General features: G+C 54.6%; 13 protein-coding genes and 1 pseudogene. 4 read left to right on the forward strand and 10 right to left on the reverse strand.

Annotated features, from left to right (window positions below):
• Positions 1–97 precede the first annotated feature (97 nt).
• From AC9UG7_RS06375 to AC9UG7_RS06410, 8 genes and pseudogenes are all read right to left on the reverse strand, one after another.
• Positions 98–499, reverse strand: a pseudogene (locus AC9UG7_RS06375) (barstar family protein); the annotation flags it as partial.
• A gap of 227 nt (positions 500–726) precedes the next feature.
• The gene (locus tag AC9UG7_RS06380) at positions 727–3,048 is read right to left on the reverse strand and encodes an NADP-dependent malic enzyme (protein WP_509585732.1); all 2,322 of its coding nucleotides are present in this window, start codon (positions 3,046–3,048) and stop codon (positions 727–729) included.
• 24 nt (positions 3,049–3,072) lie between these two features.
• Positions 3,073–3,648, reverse strand: a complete 576-nt coding sequence (locus AC9UG7_RS06385; RefSeq protein ID WP_509585734.1) for a hypothetical protein — start codon at positions 3,646–3,648, stop codon at positions 3,073–3,075.
• A gap of 131 nt (positions 3,649–3,779) precedes the next feature.
• A complete protein-coding gene (locus tag AC9UG7_RS06390) occupies positions 3,780–4,922 on the reverse strand; it encodes an FAD-dependent oxidoreductase (protein WP_509585736.1) in 1,143 nt (380 codons plus the stop codon).
• 3 nt (positions 4,923–4,925) lie between these two features.
• Positions 4,926–5,102 carry a rubredoxin gene (locus tag AC9UG7_RS06395; protein WP_509585738.1) on the reverse strand — a complete coding sequence of 59 codons (177 nt, stop codon included), beginning with the start codon at positions 5,100–5,102 and terminating at the stop codon, positions 4,926–4,928.
• Between the two features lie 56 nt (positions 5,103–5,158).
• A complete protein-coding gene (locus AC9UG7_RS06400) occupies positions 5,159–5,641 on the reverse strand; it encodes a rubrerythrin family protein (protein WP_509585740.1) in 483 nt (160 codons plus the stop codon).
• Positions 5,642–5,764: 123 nt separating this feature from the next.
• Positions 5,765–7,147 (reverse strand): aminopeptidase P N-terminal domain-containing protein, encoded by a 1,383-nt coding sequence (locus AC9UG7_RS06405; RefSeq protein WP_509585742.1) that lies wholly within the window; start codon positions 7,145–7,147, stop codon positions 5,765–5,767.
• 219 nt (positions 7,148–7,366) lie between these two features.
• Positions 7,367–8,194 (reverse strand): nucleotidyltransferase family protein, encoded by an 828-nt coding sequence (locus tag AC9UG7_RS06410; protein WP_509585782.1) that lies wholly within the window; start codon positions 8,192–8,194, stop codon positions 7,367–7,369.
• Positions 8,195–8,416: 222 nt separating this feature from the next.
• Here AC9UG7_RS06410 and tkt point away from each other — a divergent pair, with 222 nt between their 5' ends.
• The 4 genes from tkt to glcF all read left to right on the forward strand — a co-directional run bounded on the left by tkt (position 8,417) and on the right by glcF (position 14,052).
• The gene (gene tkt / locus AC9UG7_RS06415) at positions 8,417–10,471 is read left to right on the forward strand and encodes a transketolase (RefSeq protein ID WP_509585744.1); all 2,055 of its coding nucleotides are present in this window, start codon (positions 8,417–8,419) and stop codon (positions 10,469–10,471) included.
• Between the two features lie 76 nt (positions 10,472–10,547).
• Positions 10,548–11,546 carry a type I glyceraldehyde-3-phosphate dehydrogenase gene (gene gap / locus AC9UG7_RS06420; RefSeq protein WP_509585746.1) on the forward strand — a complete coding sequence of 333 codons (999 nt, stop codon included), beginning with the start codon at positions 10,548–10,550 and terminating at the stop codon, positions 11,544–11,546.
• A gap of 109 nt (positions 11,547–11,655) precedes the next feature.
• On the forward strand, positions 11,656–12,789 hold the full coding sequence (gene glcE, locus AC9UG7_RS06425) for a glycolate oxidase subunit GlcE (RefSeq protein WP_509585748.1): 1,134 nt from the start codon (positions 11,656–11,658) through the stop codon (positions 12,787–12,789).
• A gap of 3 nt (positions 12,790–12,792) precedes the next feature.
• Positions 12,793–14,052, forward strand: coding sequence for a glycolate oxidase subunit GlcF (gene glcF / locus AC9UG7_RS06430; RefSeq protein ID WP_509585750.1), 1,260 nt, complete (start codon positions 12,793–12,795; stop codon positions 14,050–14,052).
• Here glcF and AC9UG7_RS06435 read toward each other — a convergent pair.
• Positions 14,021–15,799: an ATP-binding protein gene (locus tag AC9UG7_RS06435; protein WP_509585752.1), complete on the reverse strand. Its 1,779-nt coding sequence runs from the start codon at positions 15,797–15,799 to the stop codon at positions 14,021–14,023. The genes glcF and AC9UG7_RS06435 overlap by 32 nt on opposite strands.
• Complete coding sequence (locus AC9UG7_RS06440; RefSeq protein ID WP_509585754.1) at positions 15,792–17,555, reverse strand: hybrid sensor histidine kinase/response regulator; 1,764 nt, start codon at positions 17,553–17,555, stop codon at positions 15,792–15,794. Before AC9UG7_RS06440 ends, AC9UG7_RS06435 begins: the two co-directional genes overlap by 8 nt.
• Position 17,556: the final 1 nt, after the last annotated feature.

Raw genomic sequence — 17,556 nt, forward strand, 5'->3', positions numbered from 1 at the left:
CCAGTTTGTCGGTCGGCATTTTTTCACCGTCACCGATTTCAATGCCTGTGGGTTCAATGCCGTCTGTGCGCTCAGCCGCTGTAGCCCGTGCTACTGAAAAAGAATAAAAGCAGCGGAATGACACTTTGCGCTCGGCCCAAAACTCGGCGGCTTCACGGAACACGTCCAACAGCTGTTCGCGTGCTTCTTTGTCGAATTTGGCGTGCGCTGGAATGTGTTCAAGCACCAAAATGAAACCGGGTTGCTGACCTGATTTGTAAAGCGCATCGCTTAAGCAGTCAAACAAAGTATCGAAATTTTTGCCGACTTGCTGTGGAAACGTGAATTGCTGAGCTGTCATGTCCAAAATATCTTGCTTGCTTTGGGCCAGCGCCAAATTGGCATACAAAAAGTGATAACCTAATTGCGATGCAGCAGTTTGCAAATCGGCCACGCGAAATGCGCGTATGGATTGCACGATATTTGTTTTGACTGTACGAAGAGGCATGTCCATCGCCATGGTATTCCTGCAAAATTGGAGTTTGAAACACTGTTTAGCGGTGTAAATGCCGTCAACAATGCCACTTGGCAGCACTGCATTCAGTGTTCAAACTCGGGTTAACCCGAAAATTCGATTCAGCAATTATCCGGCAAACTCGTTAAATATGCAAGGATAGGCTGCTTAACCAGCGTCCAAAACAGTGTCTATTTGTCTAAGTTGGCAAGTGCTCGCTTGCCGCCAGTGCTTTATCGAACTGAGTTTATATCGGCCACAGCAATGGCAGTCATGTTCACAATCCGTCTGACCGTGGTGCTGGCGGTCAGGATTTGCACTTGCTTGGCTGCCCCTAGCAAGACCGGGCCGATCGCAATATTGCCGCCTGCCGCGGTTTTCAGCAGGTTGTAGGTGATATTGGCTGCATCCAAGTTGGGTAAGACCAGCAAATTGGCATCTGAATGCAAAGTGCCATTTGGCATCAACACTTGTCTGGCGGCTGTGTCTATGGCCACATCGCCATGCATTTCGCCGTCAATCTCTAGCCAAGGGGCGCGTTGCTGCACCAATGACAGTGTGCGGCGCATTTTCAAGGCAGTCGGATGGTTGCTACTGCCGAAATTCGAATGCGACAACAAGGCCGCCTTGGGCTCTACACCGAAGCGCTTCATTTCCTCTGCTGCCATGATGGTGATTTCGGCCAATTGTTCGGCGCTGGGGTCGTAATTGATGTGCGTGTCAACCAAAAACAGCTGGCGTTCGGGCAGCAACAATGCGTTCATGCAAGCGTAGGTAGTGACGCCAGGACGTAGACCGATCACCTGATCTACGTAGTACAAATGGGAATCCGTCGTTGACCAGGTGCCGCAAATCAGGCCGTCGGCTTCACCCTTGTGTACCATCATGCAACCGATCAATGTCAGGCGACGACGCATATCTATCTTGGCCAGTTGTTGGGTGACGCCTTTGCGCTCGGTCATGCGGTGGTAACTTTGCCAAAAGTCCCGGTAGCGGTGATCGTCCTCTACATTCACGACTTGGTAATCAACCCCCTCGGTCAGGCGCAGGCCAAAGCGCTCGATGCGTTGGCTGATGACTGACGGGCGGCCGATCAAAATAGGTTTGGCGAGTCCTTCGTCGAGCACAATTTGCGAGGCGCGTAACACGCGCTCGTCCTCACCTTCGGCATAACAAATGCGTTTTTTACTGCCGCGCTTGGCCGCACTGAATACCGGCTTCATGGCGGCGCCAGAGGCATAAACCAGCGATTGCAATTTTTCGCGGTAAGCGTCCATGTCGGCGATGGGACGTTGCGCCACGCCGCTGGCAATCGCCGCTTGCACCACAGCAGGCGCAATCTTCATCATCAAGCGCGGGTCAAATGGCTTGGGAATCAGGTATTCGGGGCCGAATGCCAGGTTTTCGCCTGCGTAAGCAGCGGCAACCACTTCACTTTGTTCTGCTTGCGCCAGTTCGGCGATCGCGTGAACTGCCGCTATTTCCATTTCAGATGTGATGGTGGATGCGCCTGCATCGAGTGCGCCGCGAAAAATATAGGGAAAGCACAGAACGTTGTTGACTTGGTTCGGGTAGTCGGTGCGCCCTGTGGCCATGATGGCGTCGTCACGCACCTTCAACACCTCTTCGGGTAGGATTTCCGGTGTTGGATTGGCCAGCGCCAGAATCAGTGGCCGCGCAGACATAGCTTTCACCATCTCCGGTTTGAGCACACCGCCGGCAGACAAGCCCAAAAACACATCGGCGTTTGCAATGACTTCGCCGAGTGTGCGAGCCGAGGTGGGTTGAACAAACGCGATTTTGTCTTCGTCCATCAATTCGCTGCGACCTTCGTAGACCACGCCAGCCAAATCAGTGACCCAAATATTTTGGCGTGGCATGCCCAGTTTCACCAGCATGCCCAGACAGGCCAGTGCTGCCGCGCCAGCGCCGGACGCCACCAGTTTGACCTTGGAAATATCTTTGCCGACGACTTTCAATCCGTTCAATATGGCGGCGCCGACCACGATAGCGGTGCCGTGCTGATCGTCATGAAACACCGGAATCTTCATGCGTTTTCGCAATTGGCGCTCGACATAAAAACAATCTGGCGCTTTGATGTCTTCCAGGTTGATGCCGCCGAAAGTGGGCTCTAAAGCCGCAATGATGTCCACCAGTTTGTCGGGGTCTTTTTCGTTGATCTCAATATCAAACACGTCGATGCCGGCAAACTTTTTGAACAATACGCCTTTGCCTTCCATCACCGGCTTGGCGGCGAGTGGGCCAATGTCGCCCAAGCCCAGCACAGCCGTGCCGTTGGTGATGACCGCAACCAAGTTGCCTCGGCTGGTGTATTTGTAAGCGTTGTTCGGGTCTTTGACGATCTCTTCACAAGGCGCGGCTACCCCAGGCGAGTAAGCCAAAGACAAGTCATGTTGGTTGACGAGTTGTTTCGTGGCTTGGATAGCGACTTTGCCAGGTGAAGGGAACTCGTGGTATTCGAGTGCTGCGCGGCGCAATTCGGCGCGGGCTTGCGGGCTGGTGTGGTCGGCCGCTGGCGCTTTCTGATCACTCATGCTTTTCTTTCGATCAATGCGGGTTCAAAATTTGTAGCTGTATTCAACAATATAAGCGTCGCTGTCACGGACATTGGTACGCGCAACCCAAGCTCTTTCCCAACGCAATTCGAGCGCATGTTGTTCAGCTATGTCAATACGGGGACCGACCCATATTTTGTTGAGATCATGGCCGCTGCTGTTATCTAAAGCTCTTTGCACACGCAGACCCGATGAAATACCCAACGCATTGTGATCGTAGTGCAATGCAGCCTCGCTGTAGCCGTAAAAATACTTGTCACTGCTGCCGTGAACCCGACCGGCCAGAGCGCGAAAACTCATGCTTAGCTCGCCTTGTAAGGGAACATTTTTCAGCGCCCGCAGCGCCAACCTTTGCACATGACTGTAAGACGAGGTGTTGCCATTTGTGGTTTTATCCCGCTCTACATTGACCAGCAAATCGATGCGGTGAACCCCAGCGTCTTTGAAACTTAATCCGGGCATCAAGGTGATGGATTGGGCGCGGCTGATTTGATCGGACATTTTTTCGTATTCATACGCCATACCCAATGCCGGGCGCCCGCCCCACAGCGTGACTTCTGCTTGCACGTTGCCACTCACCAGGCCTGCCAGCAGGCAAGCCCATAGGCTGTGGAGGCAGGAGAAAGAAAAGGGTGAGCTAAAGCAATGCATTGCTCAGAGCATACAACGAACAAATCCACAGATTTTTGATCCCATAAGAAAGCATGGGCTCACGGTACCAGCCATTGCAAAGCCTTGCTGCGCTGCGAGGTTTGTTTGCCAGCCAATACAAAACCTTGGCACTCTGCGGTCACAGCCATGAATTTCCATACGCCCTCCTCCAGCAGTTGCCATTCTCCGGTGACGCCCGGTGCGGGCGGCGCCAGCAGCAACGGCAAATCAGGTGTTTTGACTGCCACCGGCATGACAGGAAATACAACCTCGGTCTGGGTCCCGGCCAAGCTGGCGCCGAGTGCGCGTGCAGCCGTCATGATGGGCATCACATAGGGAAGCAAGCGGTTATTTGCCGAAGCGTACTGCGCCACATCGCCCAGCGCGTAGACGTGCGGATCGCTGGTTTGCAAAAAAGGGTTGACCAGCACGCCTTTGTCGCATTGCAGACCCGCGTCTTTCAACCAACTGATTTGGGGTCGAAGTCCGATGGCACTCAGCACCAAGTCTGTATCGATGGTTGCGCCGCTTTTCAATGTGGCTTGCAAGGCGCCGCTGTGTTTATTCAGACCGATCACGCTGTCACCAAAATACCAAGCCACACCCAAGGCCGTCAGCGCTTGCTGCAATTGCAAACTGGCTTGCTCAGGAAGCAAGGCGGACAGTGCGCGAGAAGCAGGATCGGCGACCTGAACCTTGAAACCCGCGCGGCCGAGGTCATTGGCGAACTCGCAACCGATCAAGCCTGCACCCATGATGAGCACGCGCATGCCCGGGTGTAAGCGTTCACGCAGCCGTGCGTAGTCGGCAAGTTGATTCACCGACAAAACGGAATCGGCGGCGTCACCCTCTAGCGGGATGCGAATCGGGTCTGCGCCGTTGGCCAGTACCAAGCGGCTGTAAGCGAACACACCTTGGTCAGTGTGCAATTCTTGCTTGGTGAGGTCTAGGGTCAAGGCGCGTGTGTGGGTTTGCAATTGCAGGTTCAAGGGAGCTGCCAATTCGCTGGCCAAGCCGTTACGCAACTGTGCAGGCAATTTGTTTTGCGCAAATGCTGTTGACAACGCGGGTTTCGGGTAGGCATCCCCTGCATCAGCGGTCAACAGCATCAGCGGCGTCTGCGTGTCATGCTTTCGAAACTCCTTGATGACCGTCCAACCGGCCAGGCCGCTGCCCAGCACCAACACGGGTGCGTTGCTCATGGCTTAGACCTCAACCATTTCAAAGTCAGACTTTGACACGCCGCAATCGGGGCATGTCCAATCGGCTGGCACATCGGCCCACAGCGTGCCAGCTGCAATACCGTCTTCGGGTCGACCGGTGGCTTCGTCATAGGTAAAGCCGCAAACAATACAAACATAGGTTCGGTGGGTGTTGCTCATGAAAACTCCTGCGTGATTCGTTAATGATTAAGGGTGAGTATCGCTAAATCCTGTGCTCAGGCTGTGACCAAGGCCAGACGTGCTTTGTAGTGGTTGGCGTGCCGTTCTTCCACGGTGGCCAAAGCCGCAAAGCGTTTTTGAGCTTTTAACAATGTCGCTTTGAACTGTGCCGCGTGAACACGGGACTCTTCGATCTGCTCGTTCATCTCGGCTACTGCTGCCGCGTTGCCCTCGGCCTCGGCAGCTTGTCTGAACGAGGGGTACATCTCTGTGTACTCGTAGGTTTCGCCATCGATGGCGACTTGTAAGGCCTTAGCTGGTGTCATATCCGCTTTGGGGTAGAGCAAATCCAAATGACCGAAAGCGTGGTGCAGCTCCTGCTCGGCGGTTTCCTCAAACGTGCGGGCGGTTTCTTCATCCCCCATGGCGCGTGCAATGCGGGCGAAATAACGGTATTTGGTGTGCGCCATGGACTCGCCAGCAAAAGCGGCTTCAAGATTGGCCATGGTCTTGATCTCGGGGCGTTGGTTGTTGCTCATAAAGACTCCTGTGATTGATGAAATGAATCGGTACAGGAAGAATGATAGAGGCTTTCGATAAATAAAGCCAATTGATATAAGCTAATTGATTGATAGCCTCTATGATGTGAGAGGAGGACGGCTTCAGCCTCGCATCAAAGCTTCAATTTCATCCGCGTCCACAGGCACCGCGCGGCTGATCAACTCGCAGCCGCTGGCCGTGACGATGGCATCGTCTTCAATGCGTATGCCGATGTTCCAAAACTCTTCAGGCACGTCCTTGCCTGGGCGCACGTACAAGCCTGGCTCCAAGGTCAGCACCATACCGGGATGCAAAACCCTGCTCGGGCGCGGTTGCACCATCAGGCCGGTCAACGGATCGGCTTTGGCGGCCTCGGTATTCTTTTCGCCGGGCTCGACATAACTACCGCAATCGTGAACATCCATACCCAGCCAGTGGCTGGTGCGGTGCATGTAAAACGGGAAATAGGCTTTCTTCTCCAGCACATCGTCCAGCGAGCCGTGTTTGTCGTGCGACAACAGGCCCACATCCAGCAAGCCTTGGGCTAAGACTTTCAGTGCTGCGTTGTGTGGGTCGTTAAAACGTGCGCCAGCGCGGGTAGCGTCTGCTGCAGCGTATTGCGCGGCCAGCACAATGTCGTAGAGCCTGCGTTGAGGAGCAGTGAATTTGCCATTCGCAGGGAACGTTCGGGTGATGTCAGACGCATAGCCGTCGAGTTCGCAACCGGCGTCAATCAACACCAGTTCGCCGTCATGCACGGGTGCGGCATCGGCGCGGTAATGCAGCACACAGGCATTGGCACCGGCGGCAACGATGGACGTGTAAGCAGGGAATTGCGAGCCGTGGCGGCGGAACTCGTGCAGCATTTCAGCGTCAAGGTGGTATTCGCGCACATCCTGCCCGTCGCGCAGCATGCGTGCGCTCAATTGCATGGCGCGTACATGGGCAGCGGCGCTGATTTGCGCGGCGCGGCGCATGGCGTCTTGTTCGTGCGCGTCTTTGACCAAACGCATGTCATCCAGCAACACGCACACATCTTGTTGAACCGAGGGACAGGACACGCCCAAGCGAACACGGGCGCGAACTTTGTTTAACCAACCATCGACTTGGGCAGACATTCCATCGTGCGTGGCAAACGGGTACCAGACCGAGGCCTGGTTTTCCAGCAGCTGGGGCAATTGCGCGTCCAAATCGGCCACAGAAAACGCTTGGTTCACCCCTAGCGCGGCTGGCGCGGCTTCAGGACCTAAGCGAATGCCGTCCCAAATTTCACGTTCCAAATCTTTGGGCTGGCAAAACAAAGTGCTGCGTCCGTTGGCCTCTATCACCAACCATGCATGTGGTTCGGAAAATCCGGTGAGGTAATAAAAATAGCTGTCGTGGCGAAACGGAAAATCCGCGTCGCGGTTGCGCACGCGCTCAGGCGCAGTCGGAATCAAAGCGATGCCGCCAGCGCCTAATTGGGCGGCTAAAGCAGCGCGGCGGGTGGAGTAAATGGAAGTCATAGAGCCATTGTAGAAGTCGGTTTTGGCGATTGTCTTTGTGGTTGCTATAAAACCTTTAAAAGACTGTATTCAGTCGACGCATTTCGCTCACTCAATCAAACCCATCAGCTATTTGAAAACCTACTCGGCGCAACTGCTGGCACACATCGCCGCATACCGCGTGCCCTTGGTGATTACCCAAAATGGCGCCGCGCGGGGCGTATCGCAAGAGGAGGCGCTTTATGAGGAAACGTTCAACTGCGCCAATCGCTCCGGCGTTCCCACATCCACCCATAGGCCGCTGTACAACGACGCGGTCACCCAACCCTCGTCCATGGCACGACGCAGTAAGGGAGCCAGCGGCGCTTTGACGGATTGCGGGTTGCCTGCGGGAATGCCACACCGGGCTTCGCTGAAAAATGTTTTTTTGTACAGTGCAATGGTGCTGAAGGTGTAACGCGGTGATTCATCTGAAGCAGAGGATGCACCCGCACCAGTCAATGAACCAGTATTTGCATCCGCAATGTGCTGGGTCGTTGTTGTGGGGCACGGCAGGTTCAAAGCCAATCCCTCGGCGGACAAACCAAAGTCGCCAGCCGGGTTGTGTGCCGGATTGGGCACCAGCCAAAGATGCGCCAATGCATTGCTCGCTTTGAAATTGTCGTAAACCTCCGTAGAAAAATCAAACCCAGGCGCAAACACATCGCCTGCCGCCACCCAAAAAACGTCTTTCAACAAAGGCAGGGCACGCACAATGCCGCCCGCAGTTTCAAGTGCTTCACCTGCACCGCGTCCTTCGTGCGAGTAAAGCAGGCGCATAGGGTGGGTCGAAGCGGTAGTTGCAACAGGCGCAAAAGCCGATGAATATGAAACCAAGTAAGACCCGAAAGCCGGTTCAATCTGATCGCCTAGCCAGCCAGTATTGATCACCACCGATGAAACTCCGGCGCGTGCCAAAGCACGCAACGGATACTGAAGCAACGGCAATCCATGCACTTGAAGCAGTGGTTTAGGGCAGGTGTCGGTGAGCGGGCGCATGCGCTCGCCGCGACCAGCGGCCAAGACCATGGCCTGGGCCGAACCTGTAAAAATGTTTGCGTGCGTGTTCAAAGTCACAGTGCTGCGAGTGTAGCCAGCCACGCCGTTGCTGCAGCCAGCGAATCGGTTTGAATGACTGTTGCCTGTGCTAACCGCTGGTCAAAACCGCTGCTACGGGCCACACAGCCGCACCCAGCCGGTTTGGTTAAAATAATAGGTTCCCCTATTCACACCCCTTTTACGGAGCCTTTCATGGCGAACCACCAACAAATGGCCAGTGCAATTCGTGCATTGGCAATGGACGCGGTACAACTTGCAAATTCCGGTCATCCCGGCGCGCCCATGGGCATGGCGGATATCGCAGTTGCACTCTGGGGCGAACACCTCAAACACAACCCAACCAATCCGCATTGGGCCAACCGAGACCGCTTCGTGCTGTCCAACGGACATGGCTCAATGTTGATATATGCGTTGCTGCACCTTACTGGCTATGACTTGCCGATGAGCGAGTTGAAAAACTTCCGCCAGTTGCACAGCAAAACCGCTGGTCACCCCGAGGTCGGTATCACCCCCGGCGTGGAAACCACCACCGGCCCGCTCGGCCAAGGCATCACCAACGCGGTGGGCATGGCGCTGGCAGAAAAACTGCTGGCTGCCGAATTCAACCGCCCCGACCACGATATCGTTGACCATCACACCTATGTCTTCTTGGGCGACGGCTGCATGATGGAAGGCATCAGCCACGAAGCTTGCGCTTTGGCAGGTGCCTGGAAGCTCAACAAGTTGATTGCGCTTTATGACGACAACGGCATTTCCATCGACGGCAAGGTCACGCCTTGGTTCATCGACGACACACCCGCGCGTTTCAAGGCCTACGGCTGGAACGTCATCACGGTCGATGGCCATGATGTGAATGCGGTGTCTCAAGCCATTGCCAACGCTAAACACAGCGCAGACAAGCCCACCCTCATCGCTTGTAAAACACACATTGGCCAAGGCAGCCCCAATCGGGTCGACACCGCCAAAGCACATGGAGAGCCTTTGGGCGCAGACGAAATCGCGCTGACCCGAGCCGCCATCCATTGGCCGCATGAGCCGTTTCATGTGCCTGCTGATGTGTACGCCGATTGGGACGGCAAGTCCAAAGGCACGCAGCAAGAACAGCATTGGAAGCAGTTGTTCCAAGCGTATGCAACCGCACACCCCGCACTGGCTGCTGAATACAAACGCCGCATGGCAGGGGAGTTACCTTCCAATTTCCACCAAACCGTGGTCGATGCCGTGGTCGCAGCCAATACCAAAGCAGAAACTGTGGCCAGCCGCAAAGCCAGTCAACTGGCGCTTGAAGCCTTGACCGCGGCCATTCCCGAGCTGCTCGGCGGCAGTGCCGACTTGACCGGCTCTAACCTGACCAACACCAAGTCCACACCGAATATGCGTGTCGATCTGGCGGGCCGCGTCGTCAAGGACGAGCATGGCCACGGCGGTCGTCATATCAATTACGGTGTGCGAGAGTTCGGCATGGCTGCCATCATGAATGGCATCACGCTGCACGGCGGCTTCATCCCTTACGGCGGCACATTCCTCACTTTCTCCGACTATTCACGCAATGCCATCCGCATGGCGGCATTGATGAAGCAGCGCGTGGTGCATGTGTTCACCCACGACTCCATCGGTTTGGGCGAAGACGGCCCAACCCACCAATCGATAGAACACGCAGCTTCTTTGCGCTTGATCCCTGGACTGGATGTGTGGCGTCCGGCGGATACCGCAGAGACAACCGTCGCATGGGCAGTGGCATTGCAAAACGCACACCGCCCGACCGCCTTGCTGCTCAGCCGCCAAAACCTGCCATATTTGCCCAAAGGCGACAGCAAGGCCAAAGACGCCAGCGGTCTGGACGCGATCAACAAAGGCGCTTATGTGCTGGCCGAGCCCTCCGAAGTTGGCATGAATAAAAAAGCGCAAGCCGTCATCATCGCCACCGGCTCTGAAGTACAGCTTGCACTCAAAGCGCAGGCTTTGCTGGTTGAACACAAAATTGCTGTACGCGTGGTGTCTATGCCCAGCACCACCACGTTTGACCGCCAAAGCGTGGCGTACAAAACGGCAGTATTGCCAGCCGGAGTGCCGCGCATTGCGGTCGAAATGGGCAGCACCGACGGTTGGTGGAAATACGGCGTGTCGGCAGTCGTAGGTATAGACACTTACGGCGAGAGTGCGCCCGCGCCCGTGTTGTTCAAGCATTTCGGCTTCACGCCTGAAAACGTCGCTGACACCGTGCGCAAAGTGTTGCAACGCGGTTGATGTTTCAACGCAGCCTGATGGATGCAGGCTGCGTAGGTTTTATATTGTTTAACTTGTCTACAGAGAAAGATCAGCCATGGCTATCAAAGTAGGTATCAACGGATTCGGTCGCATCGGTCGCATGGTATTTCGTGCCGCTATTCAAAACTTCAACGACATTGAAATCGTTGCCATCAACGATTTGTTGGAGCCAGATTACCTCGCATACATGTTGACGTACGACAGCGTCCATGGCCGCTTCAAAGGTGAGGTGTCGGTTGACAACGGCGTGCTGGTGGTCAATGGCAAAAAAATTCGTCTCACACAAGAGCGTGACCCGGCTGCATTGAAATGGAACGAGGTCGGCGCTGATACCGTGATTGAAGCCACGGGTTTGTTTTTGGACAAACCCACCGCCGAAAAACACCTGGCGGCTGGCGCCAAAAAAGTGTTGTTGTCAGCACCCTCAAAAGACGACACGCCCATGTTTGTTTACGGCGTGAATCACCACACCTACGCCGGACAAACCATCGTCTCTAACGCCTCTTGCACCACCAACTGCTTGGCACCTGTGGCCAAAGTGTTGAATGACAAATGGGGCATCAAGCGTGGTCTGATGACCACGGTGCATGCCGCCACGGCCACACAAAAAACCGTGGACGGTCCATCGAACAACGCTTGGCGCGGTGGCCGCGGTATGTTGGAAAACATCATTCCTTCCAGCACTGGCGCAGCCAAAGCGGTTGGCGTGGTGATTCCGGCATTGAACAAAAAACTCACTGGTATGTCCTTTCGTGTGCCGACCTCCGATGTGTCCGTGGTCGATTTGACGGTGGAGTTGGAAAACCCCGCCAGCTATGCCGAGATTTGCGCTGAAATGAAAGCACAAAGTCAGGGCGCATTGAAAGGCGTGCTGGGCTACACCGAGGACAAAGTCGTGGCCACGGATTTCCGCGGCGAGCCTTGCACCAGTGTGTTTGACGCAGACGCAGGCATTGCTTTGGACAGCACCTTCGTCAAAGTGGTCAGCTGGTATGACAACGAATGGGGTTACTCCAACAAGTGCTTAGAAATGGTGCGCGTGATTGCCAAGTAATCAGGTCAATCTCATCACCCAAGCGCCCTGCGGGGCGTTTTTTGTTGGCGCGTGTGGTGATGCGTGCCAAGTGAACTGACAGCGTGACATCAAAGGCTAACATCCATCCATGGATTCAGTGATTTCAAATTTCAAAGCGCATATCCGTCAAGCCGCTGCTGATGGATTAGTCTTACGCATACAAGGCGGCGGCACCAAGCATTTTTACGGTGAGCACAACCCTTCCCATGCCGTGCTGGACACACGCGCCTACACTGGCGTGGTCAGTTACGAGCCCAGCGAGTTGGTGGTGACAGCGCGATGCGCAACACCACTGGCAGAACTTGAGCAACTGCTGTCTACCCAAGGTCAATGTCTGGCTTATGAGCCGCCACATTTTGGCGCAGCTGCGACCGTCGGCGGCATGGTGGCCTCTGGGCTGGCCGGACCGTCGCGCGCCACTGTCGGTGGTGTGCGTGACCATGTGCTGGGCGTCAAGATGATCAACGGCTTAGGCGAAGAACTGACCTTTGGCGGTCAGGTCATGAAAAACGTCGCTGGCTATGACGTGTCGCGTTTGCTTGCAGGAAGCATGGGCACCTTGGGGGTGATCACTGAGGTGTCGCTCAAAGTGTTACCAAGCGCACCAGCGGAAGCCACGCTGGCCTGTCAACTGTCGCAGCTTGACGCTTTGAACCAATTGCATCGTTGGGGCGCGCAGGCGCTGCCGCTGAATGCAAGCACTTGGTTGAATGACCTCACCGACACGGCCAACAACGGTGTGTTGTTCGTGCGATTGCGCGGCGCGGTTGCTGCCGTCGAAGCCGCTTGTCCGCGCATGATCGCCGAGGTGCAGGCCTTGGGTGGTCAGGCCAGACGCATGGAACAACTTCCAGCGGCAGAGGATTGGCAGGCTGGGCGAGAACAAACCCATTCTTTTTTCAAGGCAGCATCATCTGAACACTGTTTGTGGCGTTTGAGTGTGCCGCCGACCACGCCGGTGCTGGATCTGCCCTACGCCATGTATATCGAATGGCACGGCGGTTTGCGCTGGTGCTGGGCGCCTGTGTCTGCGGCGTCACAGTTGCGTCAGGCCGCTCGCCAGGCTGGCGGTCATACCACCTTGTTCCGACGAGGCTTGGGCGTTGGTGATGATGTGCCTGTATTCACGGAATTGCCCGCGGTACAACTGCGTATTCAGCGCGATTTACAAAAACAGTTTGATCCACACGCTGTGTTTAACACGGCACGACTTGGTATTTAATTGATGCAAACCCAACTCTCCCCCGAATACCAGCACACCGCCGATGGCCTAGAAGCTGAAGCCATATTGCGCAAATGTGTGCATTGCGGATTTTGTACCGCGACTTGTCCGACCTACCAACTTCTCGGTGACGAGCTAGATGGCCCGCGAGGACGCATTTACCTGATCAAACAAGTGCTTGAAGGTGCAACGCCGACACGCGATACACAGTTGCACTTAGACCGCTGTTTGACCTGCCGCAACTGCGAAACGACTTGTCCCAGCGGCGTTCAATATGGCCACCTGGTGGACATCGGTCGCAAGCTGGTCGATGACAAAGTGCCGCGCCCTGCCAGCGAACAAGCGGTACGTTGGGCTTTGAAAGAGGGTTTGAATTCACCGCTGTTTGCGCCGGCCATGAAGTTGGGTCAAGCCGTGCGCGGTTTGTTGCCTGGTTCCCTCAAAGCCAAGGTACCCGAAGCGCGTAGCGCAGGTCTTTGGCCGACGCAAAACCATGCACGGCAAGTCTTGATGCTGGCTGGGTGTGTGCAACCGTCTATGAGCCCAAACATCAACAGTGCGACTGCGCGGGTGCTGGACGCTTGCGGCATTCAAACCTTGGTTGAGCCGCTGGCTGGTTGCTGTGGCGGCGTCAAATTTCATTTGAACGACCAAGACGGCGCCTTGGTGCAAATGAAAAACAACATCGATGCCTGGTGGCCACATGTCAGCCAGGGCGTGGAGGCGATTGTGATGAACGCCTCAGGCTGCGGCGTTACCGTCAAAGACTATGGCCATATTTTGCGCAACGATGCAGCTTACGCAGACAAGGCCAAACGCATCAGTGCATTGACCAAAGACCTGAGCGAACTGCTCCCGGATTTGGTGCCTGCATTGAAACAGCGTATGCCAGCGCAGTCTGCCCAATCATTAGGGCTGATGGCGTTTCACCCGCCCTGTACGCTACAACACGGACAGCAACTCAAAGGCGGCGTGGAAAGCCATTTGAACGCGCTTGGGTTCAAACTGCAAGTCGCCTCCAACGAAGCGCATTTGTGCTGCGGCTCGGCTGGCACTTACAGCGTGCTGCAACCGGCCATGGCCACCCAGCTGCGCGACCGCAAGCTCGGCAACCTTCAGGAGATGCGTCCGCAAGCCATTCTGAGTGCCAACATAGGTTGCATCACGCATTTACAAAGTGGCACGCAAGTGCCGGTCAGGCACTGGGTAGAAATAGTGGATGAAGCGATGTTTACGGCTGCGGCGCATTCAACCGTTGCATAAATGCCGGGGACAGCAGCAATTGCTCTTCGATAAGGGCACACAGTTTGGGGCGCTCAAACGGTTTGAGCACCATGGCATTGACGCCCACATCCAGACAGCGTTGATGGTCATCGGCATTCACGTTGGCGGTGAGTGCCAGCACAGGTACGTCACGTTGTGGCACAGGCCATTGCGTGCGCAAACGTCGTGTGGCCTCAATACCATCCATCACCGGCATCAGCATGTCCATCAGTACGAGATCAAAGCTTTGTTTGCTCAATGCGTCCAACGCCTCTTGGCCATTGCCAGCCTGTTGCAAAAAGGCATGGGGCCAGTGAGAGTTCACCACTTGGCAAGCCAATAAACGGTTGACCGCGCTGTCGTCGACCACCAGAAAACGGACGTTGAATGATTGAAGACGGGTGATGCCGGTGTCATCCTCGATAGACGGTGAAGTCTGTTCTGCGCTGACCATTGGCAGCGCAAACCAGAACCGCGAGCCTTGGCCCTGCTGGCTTTGCACGCCGATTTGTCCGCCCAACAACTGAACCAAATGGCGACTGATGGACAAGCCCAATCCATTGCCGCCATAAACGCTTGCTGTGTCGTTGCTCGCCTGTTCAAAGCGTTCGAAAATTTTGTCAATTCTTTCGCTGGGGATACCGATGCCAGTGTCTGTGACAGAAAACAACAACTGATTGTCTTGGCATTCAACGCTTAAGCTGACCGTCCCCTGGTGGGTGAATTTGATGGCGTTACCCAATAAATTAACCAGAATTTGCATCAAACGGTGCCGGTCTGATTGAACAAAAACCGGTAGGTTGGGGCCGGTCTGCAGCGTGTAGAGGATATTCATGCTGTTGACCCGTTGCAAAAACAAATTGAATGCAGCGCGAACGGTGACCATCAATTCAAACGGCTCATGTTGCACTTTCAATTGCCCGCTTTGCAGCAATGAAAAATCCAGTACATCATTGATGACGGTCATTAAATGGTCGCTGGACTGCTTCACCAACTCGGCCAATTCCAGCGCCCTTGGCAGGTCTTTGACATCTTGTCTCAGCAAATCGCTAAAGCCGATGATGGCGTTCATCGGTGTGCGCAATTCATGGCTCAGCAAGGCAATGAAATTATTTTTGACCACTTGAGCGCGCATCAGTTCGGTACGCGACTGCAACAAATTGGCTTGTCGTTTCGCACTCAGGCGCAGCGTGCGCACATACAGGCGTTCGTAGATCAATGGCAAGGACAAAAGAAAAATACTGATGGCCACATTGTTCCAAGCGTTGAGTCGCAGTAACTGAGGCGGCGCCACATAAAAAGGCGAAATCCAAGCTTGCCAACTGCTGAGCGCTAAACCACCCAAGCAAAGCAAATACACCGTCATCCAGAAAATACCCGCACGCACGCTGAGCAAAACCAAGGGAATCAAGGGCGCCATGACCAGCCAATTGAGGGCATTGGAAAACATGCCGCCGGTCAAGATGGCTTCGCGTAGCAAGTGAAAAACGCCGTAGCCGATGGCGGCATTGAGCGTCCAGTGCAACGGCAAACCCAACACAAACATAAACATAAATAGGCAAATGACCAGACCCAACACATAGGTGTTGAATTGGCCGACCGGGTCGGGTGTCTGGCTGGCAATGATGAAATTCATCAAGGCCAGACAAAAAGTAAAGCCTATATAAAACTGTGATTTGGTGTCATGCCAACGCGACATCACGTGCGATCGATACGATTGCCACAGGGTCTTGTTTGTTTCAGCCATGCAAGCTCCTTGCGTCATGCACCAACCGCTCGACCGACGTTTGCAGCAAAGCTTTGCTCAGGGGTTTAACCAACACATCGTTCATTCCTGCCGCCAGGCATTCATCATGGTCATGTGGGTGGCTGCTGGCGGTCAAGCCAATCACGACCAGCTTCTCCAGAACAGGGTTCTGCATGGCGCGAATGGTGCGTGTGGCTTGCAAGCCATTCATCTGCGGCATCATCAAATCCATCAATATGGCATCCACCTTGTGGTTTTCCACATACATCAGACATGATTGAGCGCTGGAGACACAATGCAACGAAGCCTGCGGCCACAATTGAGCGCACATCAGACTGGCTACTTTTAAGTTCATGGCGTTGTCATCCACCAGCAACAGCGACAGCGGTTGCTTTTGCAGCGCAATGCCGCGGTCAGTGACGGCTGCGTTGTGCGCAGGTGCATCACAAACCAGCAAGGGGATGCGAAACCAAAAATAGGCGCCATGTCCCGGCTGACTGCGCAAGCCAATCTGTCCACCAAACAAATCAATCAAGCCCTTGCAAATGGCCAGGCCCAAGCCTGCACCACCGAATTCGATATGGGTTTGTTGGTCAGCGTGTTCGAAGCGGTTGAAGATGAAAGATTGCAACTCTGGTGCAATACCTACGCCGGTATCGATCACTTCAAACAACACATGGTCCTGATCCTTACTCACTTGCAGCCGGACTTCGCCGTTCTGGGTAAATTTGAACGCGTTATCAATCAAATGACACAGCACATCCTTGATTCGCAAGGCATCGGTCATCAACCATGCGGGCAATTCAGGGCTCAGACTGGCATGAAAACGCACGGGGTCGTTGGCCGGTCGCTTGTACTTTTCCATACACTGAGTGAACGCGTCGGGAAAGTAGGTGGGCGTTAATTTCAATGGCAGGCGACCCGCCTGGATTTGAGAAAAATCCAGAATTTGATTCACCAGTGTGAGCAAGCGCTCGGTAGACGAGCGAATCAAGTCCAGTGTTTGCAGACTTTTTTTCTCGGCGGTTAATTCGGCACGAATCACGTCATTGAAGCCCAGAATGGCATTCATGGGCGTGCGCAACTCGTGACCGACCGAAGCCAGAAATTGGTCTTTGTAGGACTCTGCTTGCAACAGGGCGGTTCGGTTGGCGCTCAACTCGATGTTGCGCTGGGTGATTTCACTTAACTGGTGGTTGTAAATACGCAGGTACACCATCAATCCACCAAACAAACTGATGGCAGTGAACACGTAATTACCCAGCGACCACCATAGATGTTTCTGGCTATACACATAGCTGACGGGCAGCCAACCGTTTTCTGTCAACGGCACCAGGATCAGTAACGACAATTGAACCACCCCGATCCACACCAATGAATCGCGCCAGCCCAGTAAAAACATGGCGGGCACCGGCAGAATCATGAGCCAGATGATGGATGAAGAGAACAAGCCGCCAGAGACCCACACGCAATACATCACCAGCAGGTAAGACTGGATCAACAACATGTGAGTGGCCAGTTTCATTGACCAGTGAAAAACACGATAAGCCAGTCCGCTCAGGCAAACCCCAGTCAAAGCTAACCAGAACGCATGTTTGAACGCAAACGGTTCAGACAGCAATAAAAACACCACCAAATTGGCCAAAATGACGAAAAAAAACAGGACAAAAACACTCTCAAGCTGGTTAAACGCCATGTTCCAGCCAGCCCCAAACAACCTTAATAGGCGGCTGCGAAGTCTGGTGGTGGCGGACATG

Source organism: Limnohabitans sp., assembly GCF_046052765.1.
Lineage (GTDB): Bacteria > Pseudomonadota > Gammaproteobacteria > Burkholderiales > Burkholderiaceae_C > Limnohabitans.